At 50.6% G+C, this 11,545-nt stretch carries 12 protein-coding genes; 4 read left to right on the plus strand and 8 right to left on the minus strand.

Annotation, left to right across the window (positions count from 1 at the left end):
• The first annotated feature begins 38 nt into the window (after positions 1-38).
• Both EDM52_RS23120 and EDM52_RS23125 read left to right on the plus strand, forming a co-directional pair.
• The gene (locus EDM52_RS23120; RefSeq protein ID WP_122911259.1) at positions 39-848 is read left to right on the plus strand and encodes a pyrroline-5-carboxylate reductase dimerization domain-containing protein; all 810 of its coding nucleotides are present in this window, start codon (positions 39-41) and stop codon (positions 846-848) included.
• Positions 849-877: 29 nt separating this feature from the next.
• Positions 878-1,735 (plus strand): NAD(P)-dependent oxidoreductase, encoded by an 858-nt coding sequence (locus EDM52_RS23125; protein WP_122911260.1) that lies wholly within the window; start codon positions 878-880, stop codon positions 1,733-1,735.
• 54 nt (positions 1,736-1,789) lie between these two features.
• Here the strand turns inward: EDM52_RS23125 and EDM52_RS23130 are convergent, their stop codons facing one another.
• On the minus strand, positions 1,790-2,347 hold the full coding sequence (locus tag EDM52_RS23130) for a helix-turn-helix domain-containing protein (RefSeq protein WP_122911261.1): 558 nt from the start codon (positions 2,345-2,347) through the stop codon (positions 1,790-1,792).
• 124 nt (positions 2,348-2,471) lie between these two features.
• On the opposite strand from EDM52_RS23130, the gene EDM52_RS23135 reads away from it, so the two are divergent.
• Positions 2,472-3,689: an MFS transporter gene (locus EDM52_RS23135; RefSeq protein WP_122911262.1), complete on the plus strand. Its 1,218-nt coding sequence runs from the start codon at positions 2,472-2,474 to the stop codon at positions 3,687-3,689.
• A gap of 163 nt (positions 3,690-3,852) precedes the next feature.
• Here the strand turns inward: EDM52_RS23135 and EDM52_RS23145 are convergent, their stop codons facing one another.
• From EDM52_RS23145 to fabL, 7 genes are all read right to left on the minus strand, one after another.
• A complete protein-coding gene (locus EDM52_RS23145) occupies positions 3,853-4,395 on the minus strand; it encodes a flavodoxin family protein (RefSeq protein ID WP_122911263.1) in 543 nt (180 codons plus the stop codon).
• 77 nt (positions 4,396-4,472) lie between these two features.
• The gene (locus tag EDM52_RS23150; protein WP_122911264.1) at positions 4,473-5,666 is read right to left on the minus strand and encodes an MFS transporter; all 1,194 of its coding nucleotides are present in this window, start codon (positions 5,664-5,666) and stop codon (positions 4,473-4,475) included.
• A gap of 124 nt (positions 5,667-5,790) precedes the next feature.
• Positions 5,791-7,008: an MFS transporter gene (locus EDM52_RS23155; protein WP_122911265.1), complete on the minus strand. Its 1,218-nt coding sequence runs from the start codon at positions 7,006-7,008 to the stop codon at positions 5,791-5,793.
• A gap of 83 nt (positions 7,009-7,091) precedes the next feature.
• Positions 7,092-8,849 carry an ABC transporter ATP-binding protein gene (locus EDM52_RS23160; RefSeq protein WP_122911275.1) on the minus strand — a complete coding sequence of 586 codons (1,758 nt, stop codon included), beginning with the start codon at positions 8,847-8,849 and terminating at the stop codon, positions 7,092-7,094.
• A 158-nt stretch (positions 8,850-9,007) separates the two neighbouring features.
• Positions 9,008-9,544, minus strand: a complete 537-nt coding sequence (locus EDM52_RS23165; RefSeq protein ID WP_122911266.1) for a DUF402 domain-containing protein — start codon at positions 9,542-9,544, stop codon at positions 9,008-9,010.
• 47 nt (positions 9,545-9,591) lie between these two features.
• Positions 9,592-10,005, minus strand: coding sequence for a GNAT family N-acetyltransferase (locus EDM52_RS23170; protein WP_122911267.1), 414 nt, complete (start codon positions 10,003-10,005; stop codon positions 9,592-9,594).
• 110 nt (positions 10,006-10,115) lie between these two features.
• Complete coding sequence (fabL, locus tag EDM52_RS23175; protein ID WP_122911268.1) at positions 10,116-10,874, minus strand: enoyl-[acyl-carrier-protein] reductase FabL; 759 nt, start codon at positions 10,872-10,874, stop codon at positions 10,116-10,118.
• A gap of 199 nt (positions 10,875-11,073) precedes the next feature.
• On the opposite strand from fabL, the gene EDM52_RS23180 reads away from it, so the two are divergent.
• Positions 11,074-11,298 (plus strand): hypothetical protein, encoded by a 225-nt coding sequence (locus EDM52_RS23180; protein ID WP_122911269.1) that lies wholly within the window; start codon positions 11,074-11,076, stop codon positions 11,296-11,298.
• The last annotated feature ends 247 nt before the right edge of the window (positions 11,299-11,545 follow it).

Here is an 11,545-nt window from a genome sequence, read left to right on the forward strand (position 1 = left end):
TTCATGGGCTGCGCTACAATAGGACAGGGGGTGTACCAATGAAAATCGGAATAATCGGATTAGGCAGTATGGGACAAATGCTGGTCAACGCTTTTTGCAAAAGCGGAGCCGTCCTGCCGAAAGATCTGATCATCTATAATCGATCCCGTGAAAAAGCGGAGAAACTGCAAAAACCATACAACCTGGAGATTGCCTCCTCTGCCCAAGAGGTCTGTGAACGCTCAGAGCTTCTCTTTGTCTGCACCAAGCCTCTGGATATTCTCCCGCTACTCCGGGAGCTGACTATTCCTGAACCCGTACATGTCGTCTCTGTGGCTGCCGGTGTCCGTATAGAAGACCTCGAAGCTGTACATACAGGAGCTGTGAGCAAGGTTATTCCGACGGTGACGTCACAGGAATTGCGCGGTGTCTCTCTCTATACCTGCAGCAGCCGGCTTTCAAGTGCACAAAAACAGCAGCTGGTCGCCCTTTTATCGTCGATCGGCGTGGCAGAGGGTATCGGAGAGCAAGAGATCGAGACCGCGACGATTCTGACCAGCAGCGCACCAGGACTGCTCGCCGGAATCATGGAGTCCTTCGCTCAGGCTGCCGTCCGCAAAACACCTGGACTTTCGATTGATTCGGCCCGCGAGATGCTTGTAGAAACGATGTTAGGGACAGCGAAGCTGCTGCAAGCCGAGCAGCTCGGGTTTGATCAATTGATCGAGCGTGTTGCCACCAAAGGCGGGATTACGGAAGAAGGGCTGCGCGTACTGGACCAAAGACTGCCCGACGGATTCGACGAGCTTTTTGACATGACAGAATCCAAGCATGCGATGCTGAAAGAAATGGTAAAAAAACAGCTGTAGTAAATTTCGTACAAAGGAGACATTTCGTCATGAAAATCGGTTGGATCGGCTTGGGGAATATGGGAGTACCGATGGCGAGCAATCTGCTTCAAGCAGGTTATGAGCTGTACGTGTGGAATCGAACGCCGGAAAGAACAGTGGCATTACTCGAAAAAGGGGCTAAAAACACTGATTCTCTTGCACATCTGGTAGAAATCTGCGACGTACTCTTTACGATGGTCAGCGATGATGCAGCCGTGAAAGAGATCTATACCGGGTCTCAGGGCATCCTCTCTGCATCCGGCGTGCAGGGCAAACTGGCGGTGGATATGAGCACAATCTCACCCGAGACCTCGCGCCTGATCGCCGAGCAATCGAAGCGAGTCGGCTTGCGCTTCCTCGATGCACCTGTTTCCGGCAGTGTCGGACCTGCCAAGGAAGCGACGCTGGTCATCATGGCAGGAGGAGAACAGCAAGACTTTGAGGAAGCAAAGCCAATGCTGGACAAGCTGGGCAAAATCGCTCTTCACCTGGGACCGAACGGGGCTGGCACATCCGCCAAGCTGGCGATCAACCTGCTACTGGGCATAACTGTCCAGGGTGTTTCGGAGACCATCCTCTTCGCTCGTTCCCTCGGGATCGGCACCGAACAAATGCTGCAAATCATCTCAGAGAGCGCAGTAGGGACACCACTCATTCGCGGAAAAGCACCGTCCATCCTCGCTGACGACTATCCTGCCGCTTTTGCTTTGAAGCATATGACCAAGGATTTGCGCCTGGCTCGGGAAGCCGGCGTCGCGACTCCCTTGGCTGAATCCGCTGAAGCCAGCTACCGCCATGCTTTGGAGAACGGCATGGGTGACCTCGATCTGATGGCGATTTTACGGTACTTGAGCAACCAAAAGTGAAGAAAAAGGAGAGCATCCAGAACAAGACGCGTTTGGATGAATCTCCTTTTATGTTTACGCATTTGTATAGGCAAGGGACAGCATGAGATACACCTTTTCATCCGTGCTGTTGATATACGTATGCTGCTCCTCACCCTGAAAGCGGATCACGTCCCACTTCTCCAAATGATAGGTCTTCCCCCCGACCATCAGCTCCAGTTGACCGTTTAATACAAAGACGGTTTCCTCTGATCCTTCCAGGTGGAATTCACGGTGCCTAGTGTGAGGCTCGATACAGGCACGATACCATTCCATCGTCCCGTTCGTCTTGTATAAGGGCTCCACGAACCAATCATGATTGTGCCCCGCCAGCGAATGTCTGTCTGCAAAGCGATACAGCGCTATGTCATCTTGAAACGACAGCAATGATGACAAGGGAATCTGTAACCCTCTCGCTATTTTCCACAAGATTTGAAGCGTCGGATTGGCTTCTCCTCTTTCGATTTTTCCCAAAGTCAATTTGCTCACATCACATAAGGTGGCCAGCTCTTCTAGACTGAGCTTTCTAGCTTTGCGAATATCTCTTAAATTGCTTCCGACCTGTCCCGTTACGTCCTGCTCTGCGTCTTTCACAATTTACCTCCATCAAAAAGTATACTATACTATACAAAATGATTAATTATATGTGTTCCCCATTCCCTATAGTATACCAGACAGATAACCCGAGACGCATATAAAAAAAGAAGAGAGGCCTATCATGGTACAACCTAACAAACGCACAATCCTGTGGAGCATCTTCGCTTTGTTTGTGATTTCCATGAATTTGCGTGCGGCGATTACCTCCATATCCCCGGTGTTGAAAGATATACAGTCCGACTTGCATATTTCTAGCATAACGGTTAGCCTGCTCACTTCTATCCCAGTTTTTTGCATGGGAATTTTTGCACCAGTCGCGGGAAAGCTTAGCGATCGTTGGGGAATCGAACGGACCATTGCTTTAGCCATTTTACTGATCGGGGCATCTACAGCTTTGCGCCTCGTGTCCACATTTTCATCCCTTTTATTGCTGACAGCCGTTTTGGCAGGGATCGGAATTGCGATAGCAGGTCCATTGATTTCCGGCTTTATCAAGGAACACTTTCCGCAACACTCTTCCGCCATGATCGGGGTATACTCTGCCGGAATGGGCATTGGCGCTTCCCTGAGTGCTGGATTGGTCGTGCCTGTCATGGAGCTTTTTCATCAGTCATGGAATATTGCTTTAGCCGTTTGGTCGGTATTTGCGGTCATGGGCATCCTCGTCTGGATTCCAATCATGAAAAAGTCAGCCCAGAAGAAAACAGAATCCGCCCTTTCTCCCCAGCCTAAAACCACACTGCCTTGGGGGAATCGATACGCATGGCGCCTGACGCTCATGTTTGGCCTTCAATCAGGTACCTACTATTCCTTCGCTACCTGGTTGGCACCGAAAGCCCTAGAGATGGGATACACCAGCTCGTATGCCGCAACGACCGCTACTGTTTTTTCCATCGTTCAGATGTTAGGCAGCTTGATCATACCCCTTTTCCTGGATCGCAACGTAAATCGAAAGCCTTGGCTGATCCTCAGTGCGATGAGCTCGATGCTGGGTATCGTCTTACTGCTGACTGGAATGGCTTCACCTGTGCTTTGCGCGGTACTGATGGGAATAGGCGCCGGTGGACTGTTTCCCTTGACGATGATTCTGCCCCTAGATGAGACTTCTACACCAAAAGAAGCCAGTCAGTGGACGGCGATGATTCAATTCGGCGGCTATTTGATTAGCGGGATTGTGCCGATCGTCGTGGGAGCTGTGAAAGATATGACGAATACCTACAACTATGCCTTCATGGCCCTGCTCTTCGTTTTTGCAGCGGTGATTCTTCTATCGTTAAAGGTGCGAAAGAAAAGAGAAGCTCCCATCCCGCTCCAAGAAGAAAAAGCTGCCAGCCTGTAAAACGGGAAAAGCCAGTGAGAACACGAGAAAGTGTCACACTGGCTTGCTTTTTTTCTTAAAGGTCCAATACGACCGCCATTTCTTTTCCAAACCGGTCGCCGCGATCCACAAACCCCAACTGAGCGTACAGCCGATGGGCAATCCCCTTTGGCTGTTCATGTATCTATGTAGCTAGCAAGCGATCACGCAGTCGCTCGGCATCTGCAACGGCTTTTTCATCCTCCATAATTTCGCCCGGCTTGTTTCCTTCCCCGATGATGTAGCCTGCAAATGGCATTCCCACGAAGGAAAAGATGTACTGAAACTGCTGGATGAGGGGCAGGCCTTTGATACGCGGCTCATCTCCGCCTGTCGTAATGACATACGCCTGCTTTTGTCCGAGTGCATCCTTGAACGCATAGCGCTTGTCACGTAGGCTCTGAGACCAGCGATCCACGAAGTTTTTCATGTGACCGGACATCCCGTACCAGTAGATCGGCGTGGCAAATACGAGGGTATCGTGGGCAAGTACGGCTTCGATCACTTCATCATAATCATCTGCAACTGCTGCAAAGCCGTCCGGTTCATGTCTTTGGTCCAGAATCGGCAGGATCTTCTTTTCCCGTAGCCGAATCGTCGTGTGTGGAATCCCCTCTACGGCCAGGTTGGCCAGCAGCTCGGTGTTGCCATTTTCGCGGGAGCTTCCTTGCAGTACCAGAACTTTCATCATCCTTCACTCCTGTCCATGAATGGAGCAAAGATCCCCCTGACTGATCAGCCAGAGGGAATCTGAAGCTTTCTGTCTTATGCGCGCACAGATTCTACTGAACGGGCCTGATAGAGCCGTATGGCGATGACCACAGCTCCTCCCAGCATGACAGCAGATAAATAATAGACGGCTCGCGGTCCCTGCCATTCTGCAAAAGCTCCCATGAGCAGAGCAGACAGGCCGAACATGAGGGAGTCAATCGTATCTTTGGCAGACAGGACGTATGGCAGCCTAGACTCCGACACCGCTTGCTGCAACACGGTTTGCTTGGCAATCAGCTGCATTTGAAATACAGGTCCGAGCATAAAGGAAAACAGCAAGGCGGCCAACGGTTCGCTGCTGCTGGCAAATAATACGGTAAGTACGCTTGCGCCAATCGTCCCTATGATGATCCAGCGATACAACTGCTGCTGCATTCGCTGTGCAGCCGCCAAAAGGGCGGTTACACCGACGATGGAGCCAAGCATGTAGCCTGCATTGATGTACCCCCACCACTCCTCGCCCTGCCCCAAGACTTTCAGGACAAAAGGCAGAATGATCGCAGCAATCCACACTCCTCCAGACAAAGCAACCAGCACATCCATCATGACGATGAGCCGCAGTCTGGGCTCTCTTCGAATCCATTGCCAGCCGGTCAACAGGCTTGTTTTTTCCGGCTGCTCCGCAAGCTCCGTCCTCTGTGTCGAACCGATGAACAGCATGGCCCATGCAGCCATCGCATAAGCAGCAACCGTTCCCCATAGCACATCCTCAGCGCCAAGCCAGACAACCGCTATACCACCTGCTGCCCAGCCTGCAAAGTACACGGTCTGATCCGAAGCCGCAAGCAGTCCGTTCGCCCGAAGCAGCCTATCACGACTGACCAACCGAGGAACCAGGGCATTTCGCGCAGGGGTAGCCCACCCGTCCAGATAAGCGATAGCTGCAATCAGGATGAACAGGAGCAGCTCCCGCTCAATCGCTGCAATAGCCACGATGACGAGCAGTCCGGTCTTCAAGGTTTGCGAGATCAGAAGCAGGCGCTGCAAGGAAAATCGTTGAAAAAGCAAAGGAGCCGTCAAGCTGCCCAATGACCGCATGGATACGTTCACGACCGGCACCAGTGAAGTGAAAAAAATCGAGTCCGTCGCCGTGAAGATAATCGAAATGATCGCGACAATATAAAAAACATCCCCCAGATTGGCCAAAGATTGACCCGCCCAGAGGAATAAAAAACGTTGATTCCACATGACTTGCAACCCCCTGTCGGTTCGTAAACACGCTCATCGCTGCGTTTCAATTGGAAACCAGTTTCCCAACCGACATCTTCTTACAATGGAGTTGCACCTCATTTCCTTTTTCAAAGTAGCACCATTATATTCCAGCTTCTGGTTCCTGTACAGAGCGCTTTCTGAAAAAGCTGTAGTAGACCCAGCCGGCATTGATAAGCAAGAAGGCACTCGTCATCCAGAACACACCGCTAATGCTGATATAGCCAGCGACGAACCCACCAATCATCGGCCCGAGCATGCTTCCGATGCTGACAAAGCTGTTGTTGTAGCCATATACCCGACTAACCATATGGGTTGGAGTCGCTCGACGCAGAAGCGCATTGACGGAAGGCAGCAAGCCCCCTAGTGATAAGCCCAATAAGAATCGGAGCAGGATCAACTGCCACACGGCTCCCACAAATCCTTGCGGGATAAACAGCAAGCCAGCAACCACCAGCGAGCCCAACAGCACTTTTTGCGATCCGTATCTGTCGCCAAGCTGCCCGAGCCGCGGAGCCGCAAAGACATTGGCCACGCCCATCGCCGCCTGTACGATCCCTGCCCACAGCGCTACCTTGGTTCCCTCGTGTCCCAGCAGCTGCGAGATGTAAATGGGCAGCACAGGCATAATGCTTAACAAGGCGAACTGAATCATGACTGTGACAAAGAAAAGAGTAGGCAGTTCCTTCGAGGAAAAAATGAGCTGAAAGTCTTCACGAAGACTGGAACGCTCCTGTTTTTCAGGTGGGGTAAACTTCTCATGCACCGTAAAGGTGATGACCAGCGTCGAAACGAACAGCAAGCTGCCCGTCACCACAAATATCATTCGAAAGCCGATATAGTCCGCCATGATCCCGCCAAACAACGGCCCCATGATCGTCCCCGCGGTAATAAACGATTGCAGCAAGCCTTGCGCCCATCCGATTTTTTCCTTCGGCACAGATGACGCTACAAGCGCCGTACTGGCAGGTATAATCCCGCCGACCAATCCATTGATCAAACGCAGGCCGAGCAGCTGCCACAAGCTTCCTGCAAAGCCTGTCAGCGCTACGGTAATGGACATGAAGTAGCCAGAGCGCAAAATCATGATCTTGCGCCCGTGCTTGTCAGCAAGGTTTCCCCAGATCGGTGAAACCAGTCCCGCTGTCAAAAAATTGGCTCCGAAAATAATACCTGCCCACATCGTGACCTCGTGGGGATCTTCGACGCCAAAATCCTGCTGAATAAAGAGTGGTAAAAACGGCATGACCATGCTCATGGCCAGCATGCAGAAAAAGAGGCATCCACATAAAACGTACAAGTTCCGACGCCATGTCTCCACCGGCATCTCCTCCAATCCTCTGCCCCTCACAAGTGCTGCTCTCTCAAGCTGCGGGCAGATTCCTAGCTAACCCGTTACGGCCTCTATTGTGGCTCGGTTGCATTTCCCAAATCCTGCACATGCCACAGTGTGTGGTAGACACCGTGCAGCTCCAGGAGTTCTTCATGTCTTCCCTGCTCTACGATTTGGCCGTCCTTCATGACCACGATTTTGTCGGCATGGGTAATTGTAGACAGTCGATGAGCGACGATGATCGTCGTTCTTCCCTTGGTGAGTCGAGACAAGGACTCTTGAATCATGTGCTCGGATTCCAGATCCAGCGCGGATGTGGCTTCATCCAAAATCAGAATGCCCGGATCACGCAGAAACACACGCGCGATGGCAATTCGTTGCTTCTGCCCACCCGACAGCTTCACGCCGCGCTCTCCCAGTTCGGTCTCATACCCATCTGGCAGCTCCATGATAAAGTCGTGTGCATTGGCAGCCTGTGCTGCATGAACTACTGCTTCCTGGTCTGCCTCGGGATTGCCCATCAGGATATTTACCTTTGCTGATTCACTGAACAAAATGTTGTCCTGCAATACCATCCCAATATGATGGCGCAGGTTGCGCTGTTTCACGTCACGAATATCGATGCCATCGATGGTGATCCTGCCCTCGGACACATCCCAAAAACGCGGTACCAGACTGATCAGCGAGGATTTTCCTCCGCCTGACATTCCAACGATGGCTACTGTTTCCCCAGGCTCAATCGTCAAGTTGATCCGATCCAGAACCACGGGTCCCTCATCGCGGTAACGGAATGACACATTTTCAAAGCGAACTTCACCACGAATCCGTTTGGTTTCCGGATCGACAGGCATTTCCTTGGCATCTGGCTTGTCAGTTATATCATACGCTTCATCGAGGAACTCAAACATTCGGTCCATCGAAGCGATCGACTGTGTCAAGACTGTAGATGAATTGACCAGTCGGCGCAACGGTGTATAGAGACGATCCAGATACACGTAAAACGCGACCAGCGTACCTACACTTAATCCCCCGCCGACGACCTGGTAACCGGCATAGGCAATGACCAGCAGCGGTGCAATATCTGTCACAGTATTGATGACCGCGAACGTCTTTGCGTTCCAGCGTGTATGGTCCAGCGCCTTTTGCAAGAAGTGATTGTTCTCCTTGGCAAAGTGCTTGCTCTCATGTTTTTCCAGAGCAAAGCTGCGGATCAAAGACATGCCTCCCACACGCTCATGCAAATGTCCCTGCAAATGGGCGAGTGCTGCCGATCGATCCTTGGTTACCTGACGCAATCGCTTGTAGAAATATTTGACTGCGATGCTGTACAGCGGAAATACAATGATCGCAACGATGGTCAACTCCACATCCATGTAAAACATGACGCCTAGGGTAAGAACGATGGTGATCAGATCGAGCCAGATGTTCATCAACCCGGTCTCGATAAAGCTTTTCGTCGATTCGACATCGTTGATGACGCGGGAAATCACTTCACCCGTCTTGTGATTGTTGTAATAGCGCATGGAGAGGCGTTGCAAGTGACCAAACAGCTGATTGCGAATATCAAATAAAATGCGACTGGATACCCACTGGGCGTAGTACTGACGGACGTACTCAACAGGCGCGCGCACCACTGTAAACAGCAGGAAAGCGCCCAGCATCAGCCAGAACAGCTGTCGGAGCTTTTCTTCCTGAGGCAAAGGACTGGGTAGAAGATCATCAATCACGTACTTGATTAAGAGCGGCAACAAGAGAGGAATTGCAAATTTGACGATGCCAATCAAAATCGTACCGGCGATCTGCTTCCAGTATGGCTTTACATAGCTCATATAACGCCGGATGCTGCTCAACCAAAAGTCCCTCCTTTGGCAAAATGTAGATTGTTCTCCACGAAGCGACGACCATACTTCAGAAGACGATATTCACACTTGCGCATACGTAAACATTCTGATACAAGGAAATCCCTCCCCCGATTACGGGAAAGGGATTATTCCTCATCATCTCTTACCAGCTGATAACGATCGTACCAACGCTGAACAAAACCATTTTGAAACGGCCCGCGACGTGCACGCACCCATTCCACTACCTCGCGCAATGCAGACTGTACGCGCTCCACCACAAATGGAGGGTAATTCATCTGTTTGCTGTGCAAAAGGAATTCCTCTTCATCCAGGATGGAATACGTCATATCCGGATATACTTTCACGTCCAGATCATAGTCTATGTAGCTAAGCAGTTGACCTTTCATGCTGAATGGCGAACCGAGATTACAGTAGTAATAAATACCGTCGTCACGGATCATCGCAATGGTGTTGAACCACTGACCACGACCAAATGTACAAATGGCCGGCTCACGAGTACGCCACTCCCGTCCGTCTGCCTCTGTCACCTTGACCCGATCGTTACCCCCAATTACCACTGCATCACTGGTATGGATCAGCGTAGTTTTGTCCCAGATACGGTGCAACGAATGGTCATGTTTATAACTTTCAATGCGGAAATTGGAGCCTGGAGTTGGCGACATTGACTCTCCCCTTTCTTCTCTTCTCTATCTGATTGGGGACAAGCCTTTCAAGAAGAGAGTTTTTTGGAAAGTGTAACATATTTTTGTACTTCATAACCAAGCGAATGGTAAAAAGGAAGCACTCCTGGATTGTTCTGGTTGACCATGATAAGCACGCGATTCACGCCTCTTTGCTTGAAGCGCTTCTCGATTGCTTCTACCAGTTGGCGACCAATCCCGGTGCCTTGCATAGTGGGAAGTACAGCCAATCGATGAAAGTAGGCACGTGCTCCATCAATCGTGCCTACAACAACTCCGACAACCTTGCCATCCTGTTCTGCAACCATTACCAAATCGCTGTCCCAAGCCAGTTGCTGGGCCAAATCGTTTAACGACTCTGTTTCCGATTGGTCCAAACCGGTTTCCTGCCAAATACTTGTAATAGCCGAGTAATCACCGAGTCGAAACGGACGAATCAGCATATGCTGCCTCCTTCGTAGCCTTCTTCACCTATTGTACACCAGATGGACAACTTTGTCTTGTCTGTGAGCAATCCTATCTCTCCATATCGTGCCCAAATATCCAGCCGTACTTAGGTCAACAGGGAGATGCCGCCGTCAACAATCAGCGTTTGACCACGAACCATCCAAGCCTTGTCCGAGAGCAGAAACATGACTGCATTCGCCAAATCCTCTGGCTCGACGATCCGGCCAGCCGGTGTACGTGCAGCTGAGCTTCCCAGCAATTCTTCACGATTCGGGAAGTGACGCAGTGCATCCGTATCAACAGCACCGCCAGATACGGCATTCACCACGATATTATGCTGCGCCAGCTCGACAGCCAAATAACGAGTGATCGCTTCTACCGCTGCTTTGGAAACACCCACAGCTGTGTAATTTTCCAGTACGCGAATAGATCCCAGGCTGGATAGCGAAACGATCTTCCCGCCGTTTCCGCCCTTGATCATTAGTTTTGCCGCTTCTTGTGCACAAAACAACAACGCCTTGCTATTAATCTCCATGGTCCAATCCCAGTGACTTTCTTCCAGCTCCATCAGAGGGCGGAGAACACCGGACGCAGCATTGTTTACCAATACGTCCAAACGACCAAATTCCTGATCGATTTCAGCAAACAGCTCCTTGATCTTGGCTACATCCCCTACATTGGCTTTCACCAGATGCACACGAGCACCCCTTGCCTCCAGCTCGGCTGCTGTTTCTCTTGCCGCGCTTCGATTGCGCAGGTAGTTCAACACCAGATCATAACCCTGATCAGCCAATTGCAGCGCAATGGCTTTTCCGATTCCGCGCGTTCCACCTGTTACGAGTGCTACTTTTTTTCCTGTACTCAAATTGAAAGCCTCCTATCACACCAACTATTAGTATCTGGTACTAAATTCTGAAATCCCGTTATCATTATACATCTCTCTTCCCGCTTTTGCCACCAGATGCTCTCGTTACACATGATTGCAAAGCTAAATCAAGAGCATACTAAGCATGATCCACCAAGCCGCACTTGCTACAAAAGGAACGTGAAGGGGGAACAAAAGGATGTACATAGGACGGGAACTCGATGAGTTGACCATGACATCAATCGACCGTTGGGAAACCACCGAACTGCTGTATTATCATCACATCTTTTCCCAGCTGGCACCCTATCTCAGTGCGGAGGGAGCATCCCTTCATGTAAAGGTGATCCGCGAGTTGGAATCCAGAGGCCCTGTCGGAGGGGACAGAGGCGGATGGGATCATTCCTCTTCCCCCATCTACGACTAGTTGATAAAGGAGGAGATCGACTTGAAGACAAAATCCACTTCCAGTCAGGTTGGAACGATAGTAGGTCTTGTCTTGTTCAGCATTCTCGCGATGATCGGCTTGATCTACATGTTTTGGTAGAATAAAAGGCGGGTTGCGGCCAAAAGGACGGCTGTAACCCGCTTTTGATGTTGAATAGTTATCTGAATTAACTTTCTTTTTTAAAACAGGCAAAAAATCCTTTACATCGAATCAATTTCATAAATTA

Source organism: Brevibacillus invocatus (genome assembly GCF_003710915.1).
GTDB lineage: Bacteria > Bacillota > Bacilli > Brevibacillales > Brevibacillaceae > Brevibacillus > Brevibacillus invocatus.